This is a genomic window from Nostoc sp. DedQUE04, from assembly GCF_034530995.1.
Lineage (GTDB): Bacteria > Cyanobacteriota > Cyanobacteriia > Cyanobacteriales > Nostocaceae > Nostoc.
In genome coordinates this window covers 40,011-59,954 of the sequence record NZ_JAVRCA010000048.1, presented here as the reverse complement: position 1 = coordinate 59,954, position 19,944 = coordinate 40,011, and the positions used below count along the sequence as shown (strand labels likewise).

The window sequence follows — 19,944 nt, the reverse complement described above, 5'->3', positions numbered from 1 at the left end:
TGTAGTATTTTAAACGAGATACTGTATGTAAAAAATTATTATAAAACAGTGGTTAAAGAAAAATATTTTTTATAAACCTAATATTAATAATAAATATTGGAATGTTCATCAGAAACATTGCGACATTCCTGACAAACATTGCGACATTCCTGACAAACATTGCGACATTCCTGGCAAACATTGCAATATTCATGACAAACATTGCAATATTCATGACAAACATTGCAATATTCATGGCAAACATTGCAACATTCCTGACAAACATCACGATATTAATACGAAATATTGCAACATAAGTAATTAGGCGGACATTATATAATATCATTTCAGCCTAATTACCCATAATAAAAGAACCCCACCCCTAACCCCTCCCGAAGAGCGGGGAGGGGAGACAAAGCACAGCTTTGGCGGGGTGGGGTTCTTCGGGTTTAATAAGCAATCAAGCGGACATGATATTACAGCTATTTTCAGCTAAATAGACCACGCGGTAGGGGCGCAAGGGCTTGCGTCCCTACAACAGATGTGGTTCAAATAGATGATTTCTGTTGTAATTACAAACCGATTCGCTTACAACAACTTATCTGGCGTAATTGGCAAATCGCGAATCCGCTTACCTGTGGCATGATAAACTGCATTAGATATGGCAGCTGCTACCCCAACAATCGGAAGTTCCCCCAGACTTTTGGTTCCTAGTGCATTCACATAAGGATCGCGTTCGTCAATGAATTGCACTTCCATATTGGGGATATCTGCATGAACGGGAATCAGGTAATCGGAAAGGTTAGCACCAACTATTCTGCCTTGATTAGGATCTATTACAGTTTTCTCCATCAGCGCCATACCAATTCCCCAGGTAATTCCGCCGATAACTTGACTGCGTGCTGTCTTGAAGTTGAGAATTCGCCCTGCATCATAAACGCCTACGCAACGTCTAACTTTGATTTCTCCTAACAATTCATCAACTGCAATTTCGACAAATATCGCCCCAAATGAGTGTTTGGCATATTGTTGGCTCTCTGGGTTGAGTGAGGATTCCTCTGTAACTTCTAAACTTTCTAATTTATGACGGCGGAGAATATCGGTGTAGCTGTCTCGCTTTGATGGGTCTTGTTTTGAAAATATTTGCCCAGAGTCAACGGCAATATCTTCTGCTTGCAAGCCGTAAAGCAAAGAATTTGCATCTGCGATCGCCATTTTAATTATCTTATCGCGTGCGGCGATCGCAGTTTGATGCACCGCCGGCGAAACACTCGCAACTGTAACTGAGTTTCCTGTAATTGGGGCTTTGGGAAGATTAGTATCACCTAATTCAAACTGCACTGGTAATCCCAATACTTCAGCAGCTACCTGCGTCATCACTGTATAAGTACCTGTACCGATATCTTGAGTACCACTTTGTACTTTCACTTCTCCAGTGGCAAAAATTTCTACCTTGACTGATGCAGTTCTAGCATTGGTAGGAAATGTCGCACTTGCCATTCCCCAACCAATCAGGAAATGATTATCTCGCATGGAACGGGGAACTGGATTGCGTTGTGTCCATCCAAAAATTTCTGCCCCTTTTTGATAACATTCTTTCAGGGATTTACTTGACCAAGGTAATCCTTTGTGCGGATCGATATCTGCATGATTTCTTAATCTTAGTTCAATTGGATCGATATTTAAGGTGTATGCCAATTCATCCATTGCCGATTCTAAGGCAAACATTCCCGGTGCTTCTCCTGGCCCGCGCATAAAGGTTGGTGTGCCGGCGTTGATGCGTCCCAAACGGTATTTAATTTCCAAATTGGCACAGGCGTACATCATGATTGTTGCTGCACCCACTGGTTCGGCAAAGTCATCAAACACGGAAGTTAAAGATGTCCCAATTTGCTCGATCAGAGTTAGTTTACCTTCTTTGGTTGCACCTAATGTTAGCTGCTGCTGAGTTTCAGAACGGTGGCCGCAAGCAGTGTACATTTGCGATCGCGTTAGCACTACTTTTACAGGGCGTTTTACCTGACGAGCTGCGATCGCTGCTAAAATCGTATGCGATCGCAGCAGTGCTTTACAACCAAATCCACCGCCTAAGTATTTGGAGATGACGCGGACATTTTCTTCGGGAATATTCAGAATAGATGCAATTCGGCTTTGGGTTGCAGAAACGCCTTGAGTGGTTTCATAGAGCGTCAAGTTATCTCCCTCCCACATAGCGATGGTTGCAGAAGGCTCTAGGGGATTATGATGTTCTACTGGCGTGCTATAAACTTGCTCTACCAAGACATCTGCCTGTACTTTCCCCGATTCAACATCCCCTCTAGTGATTTTAGCTGGCGTCATCCCAAAATATATTGATTCGGGTTCAAATAGCTCTGTATGTGCCATTGTGACTGTCGGAATGGCTTCTTCGTAGATAATTTTTATCTTACAGGCGGCAGTTTCGGCTTCTTCTAAAGTTTGGGCAATTACAACCCCCAAATGTTGACCATCGTAGTAGATATTATGGTCTTTTTCAGTTGATTGAGGTTGTGGAGGCCCAAAGAAAGGTATTTTTACCAGAGATGGGGTTTGTTGATAAGTAACGACATCTAGCACACCAGGAGAGACTGCGGCTGCGGATGTGTCTATTTGGATAACTTTACCGCTAGCGATCGCGCTTTGAAAAATCACTCCATAAGTTAAATTCTCGATTGGCACATCGGCTGTGTAAGGTGCTTCTCCCGTTACTTTCAGCTTACCATCAACGCGATCAAGTGGTTTCCCAATAATTTTATTCATATCAATTAATTATTACTCCTCTTCCTTGTCCCCTTGTCTTTCTGCTCCCCCGGTTACTGAGCGTAGTCGAAGTATGCTCCCCTGTTCCCCTTCTGCCACAACTGAAAGTGCGCGTACCAAAGCGCGTTTGACTAATTCAATTTTGAATTGATTGTGCGTTTGCGGTTTTGCTTCTTTGACGGCGGCGGCGGCGGCGGCTGTAAAGATATCTTCGTTAATTTCTTTCCCTTTAAGAAATTCCTCAGCTTCCCTTGCACGCCAAGGTTTGGGTGCTACTCCTCCAAAAGCGATACGTGCTGATTTTATCGTGTCTTGTTCTATATCTAAAGCAACAGCTACGGAAACGAGAGCAAATTCGTAGGAAGCACGATCTCTTACTTTTAAATAATGGGACTTATATGCAAAATCTGGAACTTCAATAGCAACAATTAATTCTCCAGGCTGTAATAGAGTTTCTTTTGCTGGTGTCTCGCCTGGTAAGAGATAAAAATCATCAATTGAAATTCGCCGTGATGTTTCTATTCCTTGGATGCAAAGCACTGCATCTAATGCCGTCAAAGCTACAGCTAAATCGGAAGGATGAACGGCAATGCAATGTTCGCTAGCTCCGAAAATAGAATGCATTCGATTGTAACCTGTAATTGCCGAACAACCTATACCGGGAGTGCGTTTATTACAAGGAAAAACCGGATCGCGAAAGTAACCACAACGGACTCGTTGCAGTAAATTACCGCCTACTGTTGCCATATTTCGCAGTTGCGGCGAAGCGCTTTGTAATAAAGCTTGGCTAATTACCGGATAACATTCCTGAATTTTGGGATGAAAAGCTACATCGCTCATTCGAGAAATCGCACCAATGCGGATTCCATTCGGTTGAGATTCAATATCTGCTAAGGGCAAACTATTAATATCAATTAATACATTCGCTGTTTGAACTCCATCTTTCATTAATCCCAGTAAATCTGTGCCCCCGGCAATAAATACAGCAGTTTTCTCTTGCTCAACTATTGCGATCGCCACTTCTTCTGAAGTGACTTTAGCATAACTAAATGGCTGCATCTTGCTTTTCCTCTAGCACATCTCGAATCGCCGCAATAATATTTGGATATGCTCCACAACGGCAAAGGTTTCCACTCATGTTTTCTCGAATTTCTGCTTCAGATTTTGGTAATTCTTCTAATATCATCCCTACGGCTGAGATAATTTGACCTGATGTACAGTAGCCACATTGAAAAGCATCATGGGTAATAAAGGCTGTTTGCATAGGATGGAGTTTACCATCTTGTGCTAATCCCTCAATTGTGGTAATTTCAGCACCGATGTGCATGATTGCCAAAGTCATACAAGAGTTAATACGCCGATTATTAACTAATACTGTACATGCACCACATTCACCGCGATCGCAAGCTTTTTTAGTGCCCATCAAACCCAGCTTTTCTCGAAGTGCATCTAGTAATGTAACACGAGGTTCTATCTTTAAGGAGTAAGATGTCTTATTAACATTCAGTGATAATTCTACTTCCTCTGAAGCGAATATTTTCACTTCCTGAGTAAGTGAGTCTGAAGTTCTTGAAGCTAAGGAATTTTCTGCCATGTCTCATGTAGATAATAATTACATCATTTATTATACTAGCGATAAAAGTCTGCGGTTGTTCTAGCGTTATTTCCTGACATTTAGAATCCAAGGTAACGGCAATAACGGATGGTAAAAGGCATAAATAGCTAACCTCTCAAGCAATCACTTATAGGTAATTTACAATCAGCGGCAATGAACTCACTTAAACCAATACATACAGAAGCTGCCTAAAATTTCATCCAAACTCTTTTTCACAATTTTTTTGAATATGAAAATGATACAGTAAGCTTAGTGACCTTACAGGAAGTTTATGAAAATTAAAAGTCAAATTTAATGAATTTATTGCTCAAATAGGCGTAACGGTATTTATTTGCGTTTGTCGAATTAGGAAAAAATGCTGAAGCGTGCAGTTTTTGTTACTACCAGCAACCGCAAAACAAATTCAGGGTTGATTCTTAAGGAAGATTGACTAAAAAACTATTTAGGAGTCAAAGTAATAACTGTGGATCTAGCTAAAAGATAAAGTTGCCTTCAAACATGGAATAAGTGTATATATTCATGGGAATATTCGGCATTCTGACTTAATAATATGAACACAAACACTCAGAAATTCTCTCAACCCATAGTAGAGAAAGTTGCTATTGTCGGTGCTGGCCCAGGCGGTTTGGCTGCTGCGATCGCACTGAGAAGCCAAGGGATAGAGGTGCAAGTATACGAAAAAGCCCAAGAATTTCGTCCGGCGGGAACTGGACTAGGGCTAGCTCCCAACGGCTTGAATTCTCTAGATGCGATCGCGCCGGGAATTGTCGAAACTCTCAAAAGTTCGGGATGCGAGGTTCACCACACGGTTTTAAAGAGTATTCAAGGAGAAACAATTCGGACTAGCGCCACTAAATATTTAGAGCAATACGGACAACCGTTATTGACTGTTTGGTGGTATCGTCTACAACAAGTCTTAGCATCGAGATTGCCGTCTGATATCATTCACCTCAATCATCGCTGCATCGGCTTTGAGCAAGATGCAAAGGGTGTGAAAATTCATTTTGATGGCAAAAAATCGGTAGATGCAGATTTGCTGATTGGGGCTGATGGCGTTAACTCTGTCATCAGAGAAACTTTATTTGGCGAGGGTAAACCTAATTATATCGGTAGTATGTGTTGGCGTGCCGTCATTGAGTATCGCCACGAGCTATTTAATGACTATGACCTAGTTTTTGCCAAAGGCAATCAACAGTTTATGTACCTTTTGAATGTGGGCGGCGGCTATACCAGTTGGATTAGTCGGAAGTTCTCGCCTGAGTACTCCCTTTCGCACAGCGCTGATGAAGTGAAGTCTCGTATTCTCCATGAATTAGCCGACTGGGATAAATCCTTTCGGGAGGTGGTAGAAGCGACACCAGCCGAAGAAATTTGGGAAGGGCCGATTTGCGATCGCCCACCGTTAACTCAATGGAGTCAAGGCAGAGTCACTCTCTTAGGCGATGCCGCTCATCCAATGGCGCCTGCAATGGGACAAGGAGCCAATACCACTTTTGAAGATGCATACCAACTACGAGAGTGTCTTTCTGATTCAGCTAATCTGCAAGAAGTTCTGACTAGCTACGAACAGTGTCGCATCGAGCGGACAAAACCCATTCAAGCTCGTAGTGCTTTGGGTGAAATGCGGTACTACGACATTAACACCGTGGCATCTACTGGGCAGACGCAAGAGCGGCAAATGAGTATGAATGATGATTTTCACAAATGGGTGTACGACTTTAAGCCATCTGTAAAAAGTTAAATTCTAGTGTGTATTAGTAAAGTTACTGCGATCGCAGCTAGCGCTAATCTTATCGAGTAATTTGAGCCTATCAGAAGTGACTGTTTTTAGTCAAGCCCTCAAACACAACAAATTCGTTGAATAATTGAGAATTAGTCGCACAAAATCAATATAACTTAATCAAAGTGTTAATTTTTATGAAAAGCTAATAGCTATTCAATACAGTTCAGAATTAGGGATTACTAAGAAACAAATTATCCACTCTTGTGCGGTGGACATCTTGTCATTGGTGTCAACTTAGCGTGAAAGCCAGCCTATAACCAGCTTTTAGATATTGTCTCGTTCCCAGTCTTTGACTGGGAATGCCGTCCTAGAGGCTCCGCCTCCCTTGCTGACTGGCAGCAGAGCCGCCAAGAGCAACATTTCCAGCCTAGAGGCTGGAAACGAGATTTGAAAAGGCTTTTAGCTTAACTTGACACCAATGACATCTTGTCCGCCCTATGAACTGGGCTTTCGTGTCGCCCAGCCCACAATAAAAGTTGTATATTTTTTTATTTGGAAATCCCTTAGCAACAAAATCCAGATGTAGAGACGCGATTTATCGCGTCTTGAAAAACCATTATCTACACGAATGACCTTTAACTCAAGCGTATTGGATCGCTATTAGCTTTTTGGGATAAATTGAAGTATTAAATCTCGCTTTGAAGTTGCTAATTTACCCCTATTTCCGGTCGAGATGAAGCGCAAGTAATCAGTTTAACGTCTAGTTTTCAGTTCCTGAAAATTCTCGATTGTCAAAAAGATTTCTTCATCAGCTATTTGACTATTGTAATCGATATTAATTTTAGTTGGATAGCCAAGTTTAGCATTGTATTCTACATCCAGGTTGGATGCCTTACGGTTGATAGCATCTTGAATCACATTAAAGAGTTCGGGAATTGTGTCATATTTTTGAAAGAATTCTGGATTAACTGGTTGACCTGTAGCTACAGAAGTGACTGAAATTGGTTGACCATTACGTACTTGAATAACTACTGGCCCTCTAGCATCTGGTATGCAGAAGCAACTGTTGCTAACCGTAATGCGATAGTTAGAAATATTTGCCTGCTCCCACAAACGCTTATTAAATTTCAATCGTCTTGAATTCAAGCTATTATTCGTTTGCGTTTGATATTGTGCTTTCTCTGCGCTAGTTTCAGATATAGCTGGTAGGTTCATACTTAGAGAAAGCAGTAGTGTTGCACTGATAATGATAGGTAAACGCATGTTAATCGATTTATTAGGTTACAAAATCTTTCTCTTATTATACTACAGCAAAATTTTACTTGTTTACAATATTCTGCTTAAATAAGCTTTCTCTTAAAATTAAATTTTTATGTAAATAAATAAAGCTGTAATTTTAATAATGTTCATCCATGATCTGACTTTCAAGACATAAATTAGGAACTTTTTCGGAATATTTTTGATCGCCTAAAATTGCCTCTTTTTCCAAAGCAATGTCTACGGCTGACTACGCCTTTGCAGCCTCGTACTTCATGCAAAAGAAAACTGCTGTATAATCCTCCCCATATTTAAAGTATGAGGAGGATTCAATTATCTTTAATTAGCAACATTGATGATTGCTAATTACTATTTCGCTGTCAGCTTGCAGACATGCCTTAGCTTCTATGGATTTTGAGAGATGTTTACGCAACGATCTCAAAGTTTGTCGCTAATAATAATGGTGGGGCTGTGAACTGATTGTTATCGTTATCAATGTTGGCAAACAAACTACCTGTCCCATAGCCTGGTGATGTCAAGTTTTGGTTGAAGAACAAGTTGCCAGTTCCAAGACTGTAAGTAATGAGTCCAGAGCTAGTTGCAGCTGCTGCATCATTAGCTACTATCTTAATTTGGGACAGATTATTGAGTCCGGCAAAAGTTGTCTTATCGAGGACAATTTTATCGCTAAAGTAGCTGAAGTCAGTAATTTTATCTACACCGAGATCGGCACCATTGTACCCAGCACCTGAGTTGAATACAAAGCGATCGCCACCAGCACCACCAGTCAGAATGTCATTACCTTTACCACCTCGTAAAATATCATTACCAGCATCTCCATAGAGTAAGTCATTGCCAGCACCACCATAGAGAACGTCATTTCCCTCACCACCGAAGGCTCTCAACGTTGTCGCTGTGCCACTACCATCCAGGAAGTCATTGCCAGCCCCACCTGTAAACCATACCGCATTTACAGAAGTTGCTGACAGGTTGTTGACATCGAGGATGTCATCACCGCCACCACCATTGATTTCAAACCTTTCTGCACTGTCTACAGTCAGAGTGAAAGGAACCAAGTTCAGGCGATCGAAGATTGCTCTGCCTTGAGCATCTTGTTGCAGGCGGAAGTTGTCTCCTACACCCGCGCCGTTGACCTCAACCACGTCAAAGCCTGCATTACCGCTGATTCTATCGCTACCATCACCATTGTTCCAAATCAGGCGATCGTTGCCGTATCCACCAGTGAAGGTGTCATTGCCACGATTTCCAACTATGGTATCGTTCCCGTCCCCACCAGATAGAAAGTCGATACCATCGCCACCTCGTAACAGGTCATTATCGGCATCACCATAAAGGTTATCATTGCCAGTACCACCTGTAAGACTGTCATTACCCTCACCACCGAAGGCTCTCAACGGTGTTGTTGTACCACTACCATCCAGCAGATCATTGCCAGCCCCGCCTGTGAACCAGACTGCATTTACAGAAGTTCCTGACAGGTTGTTGACAGCGAGGGTGTCATCACCACCACCACCATTGATTTCAAACCTTTCTGCACTGTCTACAGTCAGAGTAAAGGGAACCAGGTTCAGGCGATCGAAGATTGCTCTGCCTTGAGCATCTTGTTGCAGGCGGAAGTTGTCTCCTACACCCGCGCCGTTGACCTCAACCACGTCATAGCCAGCGTTACCGCTGATTCTATCGCTACCGTCACCATTGTTCCAGATCAGGCGATCGTTGCCGTTTCCGCCGATGAAGGTGTCGTTGCCACGATCTCCGATTAGGGTATCCTGCCCGTTCCCACCGGACAGAAAGTCGATACCATCGCCACCTCGTAACAGGTCATTACCAGCATTTCCAAAAAGGCTGTCATTTCCACCCAAACCATTGAAGTTATCAGAAGCGGCATTACTAATACCTACATCTGCTCCATTAGTCGGGCCTGGGCCTGGAATCCAAGTTACTGCCATGATTAATACTCCTAATTCTTAATTTATCTCAGCAAACAATGAGTTACTAATACTTCATTTTTAAGAAATGTTTGGAAGTACTAGTTTCTCTCTATGAACTAGAAAACTTATAGTTTTTAGCTGCTAAGTATTAATCAGAGATATTTTCTTCTTTTATGCAGAAGATTGGTTTTGTAAAACTTCTTCACTATAAGTTTTAGAGACAGACCTGACCTTTTTACAGCATTTTAAAATAAAGAATAGCTTGTGAATGCCTTTTGTAAACTAGCTTTCAACTGATTGAACGATTTCCGCTAAAGTTCAAAATAGTGCTTCCGATCTGCGATGATTCAATACCTACTTGTTAAATTTACCACCTGATTGCTAAGTACATACATTGCTTCAAATGTATTGATTGCACAGTCATCGATCACTTTTATGAGAAGCTCCAAATCTCATTAAAAGCGATGCCAAAAAATAATTTCAAGCGTTAGGACAAAAAGTGCAATCAGTATCTTACCTAGTGTAATAGGCATTATATTCAACACATGATTTAGTTTCATGTGTTTTTAAGAATACCCATCCATAGTCCAATCTTGAAGAGATAAATTAGGAACTTTGCTAAAATCTTTGTGATTACGCGTAACGATAATTGCCTGGTTAGCCAGAGCGATCGCAGCAATTCTTAAGTCTTGCGTACCTACCTGGATTTTTTGCTGGCGTAAACTTTGGTAGCAACTGTAGGCAGTATCATCGAAATCCAGCAAGTTCATACTACAAAAGTAAATCTGGGTTATTCGCAGATTTCGATAAGCAACTACTAGCAATTCTGGTTTAGTAGCACACTTGCTAATAGAAGCTAGTCTGCCTTTCAACTGTTCTTCGAGTGTGACTGTTGTAATAAATATGTTGGAACTTCCGACAGCTTGAGCGCGTTGTAGAATTTTAGAATTACCATGTTGAGAAAGAGTAACATGATCGGTATCGAGGATATATTGGCTCAAGCTGACTGATTCTCCTCTAAAGAAGCTTCATAAGCAGCGACTTCTGCATCTAATTCACGTCGATTTGCAGCCATATCTTCTACAAAATCATCAAAAAGTGGGTCATCTTTGAAAATACCATCAAATTTAACCCAAGGATTGGACTCTTCAACCTGCTGTTCATGTTTCAACATTGGCAAACAACAAAGCCGTAATGTAACCCACCATAAGTAAGACATGATAGGGCTGTTGAACTCACCATCATTGATTAAACCATGAGCCATACGGTTTCTTAAATTTGAACCGGAACGCTCAATTAGTAAACCTTGGAGATCAAAAAGTGTGTCTTCATCAAAAATTGAGTTTATTTCTGGATAATTTCGCGGGAAAAGAGTAGTATTCAAATCACGCTCATCTTCAATTCCCTTATCGATATCAATTTTTGAGGGTAACGCACCCTGCCTTCGGAGTAAATAACGGATAGAATTTTCAATTTGAGGAATGAGAAGATGAGTTGAGGTGAAGAAGTCTCCGGTTAATCCAGCATAAAGCCCTTTCGCAAACTGCTGTTCTCTACCTGGTGGCACAAAGGGGTTATTTGAAACAATTGGAAATAAGTCTTCTACTTGTACATTATGTTCCAACATTATTTGATCTTTTGCTGGCTCAGTATAAGCTAGAACCTGAAGTTGTTGATAGTAGATTGCATTTTGGTACATCTCAAAACGAATTGATTCTTCTATCTGCTCTGGATTATTGGATAAGCCTAACTTGGGCTTACGAGCTACAACTTTACCCATCTGATTAATCATTGAAGATGGGAATAAATGATATATGGGATTTTCAACAGCTATTTCCAAGACTTCTTGTCGAAGCTGAGACACTTTAGGTGGTGTTCCTAGAAATGCTAGAGAAAAGAGTGCATTATAAAATTCTTTACCTTTAACGTGCGATCTGGCTATATTTACTTGAACACTAATATCTGTTTCATGAGACATAGAAACTAACTCATTTAAGGATTGTTCCTGATACTCGCTACGAAGCTTGCGAACCTCTTCGGCTCTTTCTTTTGCAGCGATAGTTTCTTCCTTAGTACCTCGGACATTCATGAAAGCTTCAAAAGCTTTCTCCATAAAATGTGACGCTTTTAGGTAGCTTGCATCTGTACCCTTAAGGCTATCTTCAGCTTCTTTGACATAGGTTTCAGCAGCCTGCATTTGCGCTGTACGTTCCTGTTTTGCATCTTTTTCAAGACGATGCCATTGTGCTTTAATTTCCCAATAGTTTCTTGCTCTACGCCAATCATTCGCTGATTCTGATATGGTTGCGGCTTTCTCAGCCAAAGCAGCGTATTTATTAAAATTACCGCGTTTGTGTTCCTGTAAAAGCTCCATAAGCTTTGCTGATAAAAACTTTGGATCTTCTCCATTGCAGCGTTCAATAACTTTCTCTATATGTGCAACAACATCTTCAAATTTATGATTAATTTTGCGTGCTAGCCAGAGCGCCCGTTCAATTTTAGCGAAACACAAAGTCCAGTTTTCCGGGTCTTCTAATTCGGCGGCAGATTTTAAGTAATCTGTGACTGCTAACTGCGCCATTTTATAAGAGTCACGTCGTTTACTTGTCCAGAGAATATCTGCAATTCGTGCTTGAAGCTCTGGATCTGAGACTTCACCCACAATCTCAGCCAAAAAATCTAGATGTTCATCTGTCAAGCGCTCAACAAATTTAGCCAAAAACTTTTCATTTGATCGCGGTTGGATTGCAGCATCAGTCACAACCACTAGAATCTCAAAGACAGACTGTTCTCTGAAATTTCCTGCCTCTTTTGCTTCCTGTGCCTTGTTCCAGAAGACTGTGTTGTAAGCACTACACTCTTTTCTTTCGCTGCTATTAACCACGTCTTGCCAGCGAGAGTTAATAAAATCTTCTTTAGTGAGAGGAGGGTTTATTAATGGCATAGTCTAGAATTACTTGGCTATATATCTACTATGCCAAATCTGAAATAGATTGGGCTATTGTTAGCTCTAACTGAAATAAGGCAAAAAAGTTATAAATTAACATTCCCCGGCAGAGCCAGGGAACGAGAGAGAATGCTAACTTGCGGCTAAATTACCCCAAGCCACGTAGGGTAATTTTGTAGCTGTTGCCCGAACTTGGTCAGCATTAGCTACTAACTGACCGCAAGCGTCCCAAGTTCCAGAAATGAATGTACTTCTTGTACCTTCACCGATCGCAACTGAAGCAATATAATCACCAATTTGCACTTGCAAACTTTCCAAATCCACTGTCACGGCGGCTTGGGGATTGGCAGCGACTAAATCTTGCAGTTGTTTGACAGTCACAGCATCGGCTGTCAAACAAGGTATACCCATTGCCACACAGTTACCGAAAAAGATTTCCGCGAAGCTTTCACCGATTAAAGCTTGGATTCCCCATTTTGCGATCGCTTGAGGTGCGTGTTCTCGTGATGAACCACAGCCAAAGTTACGGTTGACTATTAAAATATTCGCGCCTTTGTATTGGGGTTGGTCAAAGGGATGTTCGCCTTTAAGTGCTGTCCGGTCATCGATAAATGCGCCTTCACCTAACCCATCAAAGGTAACGGCCTTCAAATATCGCGCGGGAATGATGCGATCGGTATCTATATCATTACCCACTAAAGGTATACCGCGCCCTGAAACTGTTTTAACTTCACTCACCATAAACTTGATTTACCTATCATTTCAATGACAGCCTGTTAATTTCCACAAATGACAAATGACAAATGACCAATGACCAATGACAAATGACAAAAAAATTACAACAACTCGCGCACATCAGAGACTTCGCCTTTAATCGCAGCCGTGGCGACCATCGCCGGACTCATTAACAATGTCCGACCGGAGGAGGAACCCTGTCTTCCTTTAAAGTTGCGGTTGGAAGAAGAAGCGCTGATTTGTCTTCCTTGCAGCTTATCGGGGTTCATGGCTAGGCACATAGAACATCCCGGTTCGCGCCACTCAAATCCGGCTTCCTGAAAGATTTTATCTAGTCCTTCAGCTTCCGCCTCTTCCTTCACCCGTTCCGAACCGGGGACAACAAAAGCTTTGATTCCTTCTGCAACATGGCGACCTTTGGCGATTTTTGCCGCTTCTCGCAAATCGCTAATTCTACCGTTGGTGCAACTACCAATAAAGCAGACATCTATTTTAGTCCCCTTGATCGGTTGACCGGGATATAAATCCATGTAGCGGTAAGCTTCTTCGGCAATGAATCGGTCTTCTTCTAGCAGTTCTTCTGGTTGAGGTACTGACTGGTTGACACCGATACCTTGACCGGGAGTAATCCCCCAGGTGACGGTAGGAGGAATTTTTGCAGCGTCGAATACTACTACATCATCATATTGGGCATCTGCATCGCTCTTGATCGAGTCCCACCAAGCTACTGCTTTATCCCAATCTGCATCAATGGGTGCAAAATCTCTGCCTTTGAGGTAATCGTAGGTAACTCGATCGGGATTGACATAGCCGCATCTAGCACCGCCTTCGATCGCCATATTGCAGACAGTCATCCTCTCTTCCATATTCATTTGCTCAAATGTCGTACCGGCAAATTCGTAGGCATAACCCACGCCACCTTTAACACCAAGTGAACGGATGATATGTAAAATTACATCTTTGGCGTAAACACCAGGGTTGAGAGTGCCGTAAACTGCGATTTTGCGGACTTTCAGTTTGGATAAGGCCAGGGTTTGAGAAGCGAGAACATCCCGGACTTGGCTAGTACCAATACCAAATGCGATCGCACCAAATGCTCCATGACTGGAAGTGTGACTATCTCCACAAGCGATCGTCATTCCTGGCTGAGTCAGTCCGAGTTCGGGAGCGATGACGTGAACTATACCCTGGCTACCAGAACCAATATTGTAAAAAGTTATGTTATTTTCTTGACAGTTATTTTCCAGCGCCTGAATCATTTCCTCTGCCAAGTTATCGGCAAAAGGACGCGCCTGGTTTTCTGTGGGCACAATATGATCGACTGTGGCGACGGTACGCTGTGGAAAGAGTACTTTTAGACCTCTTTCGCGTAACATAGCAAAAGCCTGGGGACTGGTTACTTCATGAATTAGGTGAAGCCCGATAAATAGTTGCGTCAGCCCTGAGGGAAGTGTACCAACGGTGTGTAAGTCCCAAACTTTATCAAACAGGGTACCTTTGCTCATACGTCAATCAATATTTAAAGAGTCCGGTCTTAAATAGTATCAAAAAAAAGTCTTGGTTTTTACAGATTGCTTCATATTACTTACAGCTTTGGGTAAGGTCGTGGGGAATTGAGGGGTGAAGTTTAAACGCAGAGGCACGCTGAGGTAAGCGCAGAGGTACGCAGAGAATTCGCGATGTCATTCGATCGCCTTTGAGGCAGAAAAAGCGAAAATTCTCCGAAATACTCAGATGCAAAGGTGTAAATAATTTTATCCTTTTCTACAAGGATATGTTAAGACAATACCAGATTATTGCACTACCAGGTTATGTCCTTAGATTTACGGGAATTTTATCAGGCTAGCGATCCCAGCAGAACTCTGTTTGTCAACAATAGCTCTGATGGCAAGTATTATATAGATTTTTCCTCGGTACGAGGTGGTGATATTCTGGGCAAGCTGAAGCAGAAAATTACTTTTTTTAAGCCGAATGAACCCACTTGCACTTTATTTACTGGGCATATTGGTTGTGGGAAATCTACGGAACTATTACGGTTACAGGCAGAACTGGAAAAGTTAGGTTTTCATGTGGTCTATTTTGAATCCAGTGATGACTTGGAAATGACCGATGTCGATATTGCTGATGTGCTGCTAGCGATCGCTCGGCGGGTGAGTCAAAGTCTGGATAAAATTACTTTGGAGTCACCCAATAAGTTTAATGAGTTGCTGCAAGGTGCTTGGAAAGTTTTAAACTCCGAGGTGACGGCGGGAAAAGTTAAGCTTCCGGTGGTGGGGGATGTCGGTTTATCGGCAGATAAAGATAAGTTTTCTCTGTCTGTGGGCATTGGGGAAATCACCGCGAAGATGAAAAATGACCCAGCGCTGCGAGAAAAACTCAATCAGTATTTAGCACCGCAAAAAACTAAACTGCTGGAAGCGATTAATCAAGAATTATTGGAACCTGCGATCGCAAAACTCAAACAGCAGGGTAAAAATGGTCTGGTGGTAATTGTCGATAATCTTGACCGCATAGATAATCGTGCCAAACCTTGGGGTCGTCCGCAGCAAGAATATTTATTTGTCGATCAGGGTGAGTTTTTGACGAAGCTGAATTGTCATCTCATCTACACCATGCCCTTATCTTTGAAGTTTTCCAATGATTACGGAATGCTGACTCAGCGTTTCCCAGAAGACCCCAAGGTGTTACCAATGGTTCCTATACAATGGGCTGATGGCAACGTTCATACACAGGGAATGGCACTCATGCAGCAGATGGTACTTGCTAGAGCTTTTCCTGACATGAAACCAGAGGAGCGTTTAAGTAAAGTTACCGAGATTTTTGATAGTGCTGCTAGCTTAGAGCGTTTATGTCAAATGAGCGGTGGTCATGTGCGGGACGTGCTGAGGCTGCTGAATACCTGGATTATGGAAGAGATGAGTCTTCCTCTAACCCGTGAAACCCTAGAGCAAGTAATTCGTTCTCGGCGGAATGAAATCATGTTGCCGATTTCTGAGGATGAGTGGCAATTGTTACGCCATGTCAAGGAAAGGAAAAAGGTAAGTGATGACCACGGATATCAAAAACTGATCCGCAGTCGGTTTGTGTTTGAATATCGCGATGGTGGCGAGTCTTGGTTTGATGTTAATCCGGTTTTGGCTGAGGCAAGAGAGTTGAACGTTTCTTAAGGGTAGGGTGTGTTAAGGCTTCTGTAAAGCACCATCTTCGGTTTCGGCTGCGTTATGCTTCGCGGTACACACCCGATATCTGCTATTCGCCCTAGCTATTTAATCCAAAATCCAAAATTCCAAATTGGTATGACAGATTTACAGCAACCTGAAAATGAAAAGGGACTGCAACAATTAGCTTGGGCGATCGAATCCTCTGTGGGACAGTTTAAGCTGATATTGGCCCGATGTAATTATGCCAGCTTGCGCGATCGCTTAATCTCCAGACTGCAAGAAATTTGTCAAGTCGAAATTCGTGTCTTGACGGTGCAGCAATCGAACAGGACTCTTTATACTGCGATTCAAGAAGAATTCGGCGCAGCAATACCAGCCTGTGTGATGGTTGTCGGTTTGGAATCCGTGCAGAATTTGCCTGTGATGTTAACTTCTGCAAATCAAGTTCGGGAGGAGTTTCGCAAGAATTTTGCTTTTCCCTTAGTGTTTTGGATTGACGATGAAATCTACAAGCATCTAATACAGCTGGCGCCAGATTTGGAAAGTTGGGCAACTACGAGAAATTTTGCCATATCAACACAGCAATTAGTAGATTTTATCATCGAAACGGCTAATCAATGGTTTAGTAATAACTTAAAATTTAGCTTCGATGTATATCTTAAGCTGGAAAATGAGTTAGAAGCAGCGCAAAGAGATTTAATTAAAAAGCCAGATATTTATAATTTAGATATTCAAGCTAACTTAGAAACTTTATTAGGTTTTGTTCAACAGATAAATAATCAAAAAGATTCGGCCTTAGAGCATTATCACAAAGCTTATAAGCTTTGGCAGCAAAGTCATAATTTAGAAAGGCAGGCAAAAGTCATCGGTGAGATTAGCTTTTGCTATTATCTCAAAGCTTTGAAGCATCAAGATATCAATTGTCAAGATGGGCAGACAACTTGGTATTATCTTCAAGAGTATATACATTTTATTAGCCAATTTAAAAGTCCAGATTTAATTGCTGACGCTGTAGTAAAGTTCGGTGATATTTTGCGAGACCTGAAAAAGTGGGAAATATTGCAGAGTCTTTCGGAACAAACTTTAGTAATCCATCAAAATAACAAGCAGCCAAGGGAATTAGCCAAAGATTACGGTTTTTTAGCTGAGGTGGCTTTGGCTCAAAAAAACTGGATGAAAGCAAATCAGTTAGTCAAGCAAGCATTAGAAGTTTTTGCTGCGATTCCAAATCAGGAATCAGCTAATATATCAGGGATTTTATCTGATATTCCTGAAAAGATTTTAAAATCAAAAGACTTGAGTTTATATCAATTTATTTTAGGTCGTTCTCAATACCATTTAAGTCAAATTAAAGAGGCAACACTCAGCTTAGAAACTGCTAGGGATGTGGGTAATCCCTTAGAAGATGTCAGGCTTTACTTGGATATTATCAGGTTTTTGCAGCAGCTTTATTTTGAGCAGAAAGAATATCTCAAAGCATACAAAATCAAACAGCAACGGCGTTCCGTTGAACAGCAATTTGGCTTGCGGGCTTTTATTGGTGCGGGTAAGTTAGAAGCTACAAAACAGGCATTTGTCGAGACATTGCGCTTAAATTCTCCCCAAGGAAATATTGCCCCAGAAATTGCTGCATCTGGTCGTCTGTTGGATATAGAACGTTTAATCGAACGCATGGGTCGCCCTGATTATAAGTTGATAGTAATTCATGGGCAATCGGGTGTAGGCAAAAGTTCCCTGGTGAATGCGGGACTGGTGCCGGCTTTAAAGAATAAAGCGATCGGTACTCAAGATTATTTGCCGGTGGTAATGCGGGTTTATACTAACTGGGTGGAAGAGTTGGGGAGGCTTTTGGGAAATGAGGGAGATGAGGGGGACAAGGGGACAAGGGGACAAGGGGACAAGGGGGATGGGGGAGAGTTAAAACTTCAAGTTTCGACCTCTGAACTCGGAACTTCGACCTCAGAAGGTCAACTTTCATCCTCAGAAGGTCAACTTCCACCCTCAGAAGGTCAACTTCCACCCTCAGAAGGTCAACTTTCACCCTCAGAAGGTCAACTTCCACCCTCAGAAGGTCAACTTTCACCCTCAGAAGGTCAACTTCCACCCTCAGAAGGTCAACGTTCACCCTCAGAAGGTCAACTTCCACCCTCAGAACTCAGAACTCCGCAATATTTGATATCCAGACTCAAAGAAAACGAACAGCGTAACCTCCGCACAGTGTTAATTTTCGATCAATTTGAGGAATTTTTCTTTGTTTACACCGAACCTGCACAAAGAAAGCAATTCTTTGAGTTTCTGGGAGAGTGTCTGAATGTTCTATCGGTGAAAGTTATCTTATCGCTGCGGGTAGATTACATCCATTACTTGCTAGAGTGCAATGATTTGTCGAGTCTCAAGATTATTGGCAATGACATACTCAGTAATAATGTACTTTACAAGTTGGGGAACTTCTCACCTGCTGATACCAAGTCAATTATTCAGCGTTTAACTGAAAATACTAGCTTTCATTTAGAACCTGCTTTAGTTAAACAACTGGTACAAGATTTAGCCGGAGAATTGGGTGAAGTTCGTCCGATTGAGTTGCAGGTTGTGGGGGCGCAACTGCAAACGGAGAATATTACAACTCTGGCAGAATATTGGCAGCGTGGCACTAAGGACGAATTGGTTAAGCGTTATTTGCATGAAGTTGTTAATGATTGTGGTGAAGAAAATCACCGAGTAGCAGACATATTACTGTATTTGCTGACGGATGAAAAAGGAACTCGCCCTCTGAAGACTCGCGCTGAGTTGGAACGCGATTTGCTCCCGTACTTTTTGGAGATCCCCCCAACCCCCCTTAAAAAGGGGGGCTTCATTCTTTCTACCCCCTTTTTAAGGCGATCGCCGCAGGCGGGGGGATCGGAAGCTAGGGCAAAACAAGCTTCTGAAATCAGTAAATTAGATTTAATATTAGAGATTTTTGTCCAATCCGGCTTAGTGGTTTTGCTACCAGAAAACCCCGCCGACCGTTATCAACTGGTACATGACTACATCGCCGCCTTTATCCGCCAGCAACAGGAACCGAAGCTAAAGCAGGTGATGGCGGAACTGGAAAAAGAACGAGAACAAAGAAAACAAAGTGAAGCAAAACTTAATCGTGTTCTCAAACGCGCCCTTTTTGGTTCCATAACCGCAGGTTTAGGATTTGCTGTTTTAGCAGCAGCAACATTCCAGTGGTCAGTAGAGGCAAATGTTAATCAAATTAGCGCCATCAATAATTCTTCTGAAGCCTATCTTCTCTCTGAAAAACATCCAGATGCTTTAATAGCAGCCTTAAAAGCAGGTAGCAAACTCAAGCATACACTTTGGGCACAGCACAGAAGTGATATCCTAATGCAAACTGTGGCAACTTTACAGCAAGCAGTTTACTTAAAGCCAAAAGAGAAGAAAGAAAATCGTGCGATCGAGGTGAATACTTTAGAAGGGCATAGCAGTACGGTCAGAAGCGTCACCTACAGCCCCAATGGACAACAGTTAGCTTCTGCTAGTGAAGACAAGACCATCAAAATCTGGGATGTCAGCAGTGGTAAACTCCTCAAAACCCTAACTGGTCATGGCAGTACGGTCAGAAGCGTCACCTACAGCCCTAATGGACAACAGTTAGCTTCTGCTAGTTATGACAAGACGATCAAAATCTGGGATGTCAGCAGTGGTCAACTTCTCAAAACCCTGACTGGTCATAGCAATACGGTCATTAGCGTCACCTACAGCCCCAATGGACAACAGTTAGCTTCCGCTAGTAAAGACAAGACCATCAA

At 42.1% G+C, this 19,944-nt stretch carries 12 protein-coding genes; 3 read left to right on the top strand and 9 right to left on the bottom strand.

The window, feature by feature from the left end; all coding sequences use genetic code 11:
- Positions 1 to 567 precede the first annotated feature (567 nt).
- From RM049_RS26865 to RM049_RS26855, 3 genes are read right to left on the bottom strand one after another with little or no spacing between them, the layout of a single operon-like run.
- Complete coding sequence (locus tag RM049_RS26865; RefSeq protein ID WP_322706333.1) at positions 568 to 2,757, bottom strand: xanthine dehydrogenase family protein molybdopterin-binding subunit; 2,190 nt, start codon at positions 2,755 to 2,757, stop codon at positions 568 to 570.
- 12 nt (positions 2,758 to 2,769) lie between these two features.
- The gene (locus tag RM049_RS26860) at positions 2,770 to 3,816 is read right to left on the bottom strand and encodes a xanthine dehydrogenase family protein subunit M (protein ID WP_322706332.1); all 1,047 of its coding nucleotides are present in this window, start codon (positions 3,814 to 3,816) and stop codon (positions 2,770 to 2,772) included.
- Positions 3,803 to 4,351, bottom strand: a complete 549-nt coding sequence (locus RM049_RS26855) for a (2Fe-2S)-binding protein (RefSeq protein WP_322706331.1) — start codon at positions 4,349 to 4,351, stop codon at positions 3,803 to 3,805. The genes RM049_RS26860 and RM049_RS26855 overlap by 14 nt, the downstream gene beginning before the upstream one ends.
- A 571-nt stretch (positions 4,352 to 4,922) precedes the next feature.
- On the opposite strand from RM049_RS26855, the gene RM049_RS26850 reads away from it, so the two are divergent.
- Positions 4,923 to 6,113 (top strand): FAD-dependent oxidoreductase, encoded by a 1,191-nt coding sequence (locus tag RM049_RS26850; protein WP_322706330.1) that lies wholly within the window; start codon positions 4,923 to 4,925, stop codon positions 6,111 to 6,113.
- 735 nt (positions 6,114 to 6,848) lie between these two features.
- On the opposite strand, the gene RM049_RS26845 is transcribed toward RM049_RS26850, so the two are convergent.
- The 6 genes from RM049_RS26845 to leuC form a co-directional block, all read right to left on the bottom strand.
- Positions 6,849 to 7,358: a DUF6174 domain-containing protein gene (locus tag RM049_RS26845; protein ID WP_322691753.1), complete on the bottom strand. Its 510-nt coding sequence runs from the start codon at positions 7,356 to 7,358 to the stop codon at positions 6,849 to 6,851.
- 419 nt (positions 7,359 to 7,777) lie between these two features.
- The gene (locus RM049_RS26840) at positions 7,778 to 9,322 is read right to left on the bottom strand and encodes a calcium-binding protein (RefSeq protein ID WP_322706329.1); all 1,545 of its coding nucleotides are present in this window, start codon (positions 9,320 to 9,322) and stop codon (positions 7,778 to 7,780) included.
- Between the two features lie 548 nt (positions 9,323 to 9,870).
- Positions 9,871 to 10,305 carry a type II toxin-antitoxin system VapC family toxin gene (locus RM049_RS26835; protein WP_322706328.1) on the bottom strand — a complete coding sequence of 145 codons (435 nt, stop codon included), beginning with the start codon at positions 10,303 to 10,305 and terminating at the stop codon, positions 9,871 to 9,873.
- Positions 10,302 to 12,023, bottom strand: a complete 1,722-nt coding sequence (locus tag RM049_RS26830) for a DUF4209 domain-containing protein (protein WP_322706327.1) — start codon at positions 12,021 to 12,023, stop codon at positions 10,302 to 10,304. Before RM049_RS26830 ends, RM049_RS26835 begins: the two co-directional genes overlap by 4 nt.
- Positions 12,024 to 12,383: 360 nt before the next feature.
- Positions 12,384 to 12,992: a 3-isopropylmalate dehydratase small subunit gene (gene leuD, locus RM049_RS26825; protein WP_322706326.1), complete on the bottom strand. Its 609-nt coding sequence runs from the start codon at positions 12,990 to 12,992 to the stop codon at positions 12,384 to 12,386.
- 95 nt (positions 12,993 to 13,087) lie between these two features.
- Positions 13,088 to 14,491, bottom strand: coding sequence for a 3-isopropylmalate dehydratase large subunit (gene leuC / locus RM049_RS26820; RefSeq protein WP_322684700.1), 1,404 nt, complete (start codon positions 14,489 to 14,491; stop codon positions 13,088 to 13,090).
- A 306-nt stretch (positions 14,492 to 14,797) separates the two neighbouring features.
- Here leuC and RM049_RS26815 point away from each other — a divergent pair, with 306 nt between their 5' ends.
- Both RM049_RS26815 and RM049_RS26810 read left to right on the top strand, forming a co-directional pair.
- Positions 14,798 to 16,153 (top strand): P-loop NTPase fold protein, encoded by a 1,356-nt coding sequence (locus RM049_RS26815; protein ID WP_322706325.1) that lies wholly within the window; start codon positions 14,798 to 14,800, stop codon positions 16,151 to 16,153.
- Between the two features lie 129 nt (positions 16,154 to 16,282).
- On the top strand, positions 16,283 to 19,944 hold a 3,662-nt coding region (locus RM049_RS26810; RefSeq protein WP_416212667.1), incomplete at its 3' end, for a ribosome assembly protein 4.

Coding starts and splice junctions, on each gene's coding strand:
- RM049_RS26865 (WP_322706333.1), bottom strand. CDS start 2,757: ATGAATAAAATTATTGGGAAACCACTTGATCGCGTTGATGGTAAGCTG.
- RM049_RS26860 (WP_322706332.1), bottom strand. CDS start 3,816: ATGCAGCCATTTAGTTATGCTAAAGTCACTTCAGAAGAAGTGGCGATC.
- RM049_RS26855 (WP_322706331.1), bottom strand. CDS start 4,351: ATGGCAGAAAATTCCTTAGCTTCAAGAACTTCAGACTCACTTACTCAG.
- RM049_RS26850 (WP_322706330.1), top strand. CDS start 4,923: ATGAACACAAACACTCAGAAATTCTCTCAACCCATAGTAGAGAAAGTT.
- RM049_RS26845 (WP_322691753.1), bottom strand. CDS start 7,358: ATGCGTTTACCTATCATTATCAGTGCAACACTACTGCTTTCTCTAAGT.
- RM049_RS26840 (WP_322706329.1), bottom strand. CDS start 9,322: ATGGCAGTAACTTGGATTCCAGGCCCAGGCCCGACTAATGGAGCAGAT.
- leuD (WP_322706326.1), bottom strand. CDS start 12,992: ATGGTGAGTGAAGTTAAAACAGTTTCAGGGCGCGGTATACCTTTAGTG.
- leuC (WP_322684700.1), bottom strand. CDS start 14,491: ATGAGCAAAGGTACCCTGTTTGATAAAGTTTGGGACTTACACACCGTT.
- RM049_RS26815 (WP_322706325.1), top strand. CDS start 14,798: ATGTCCTTAGATTTACGGGAATTTTATCAGGCTAGCGATCCCAGCAGA.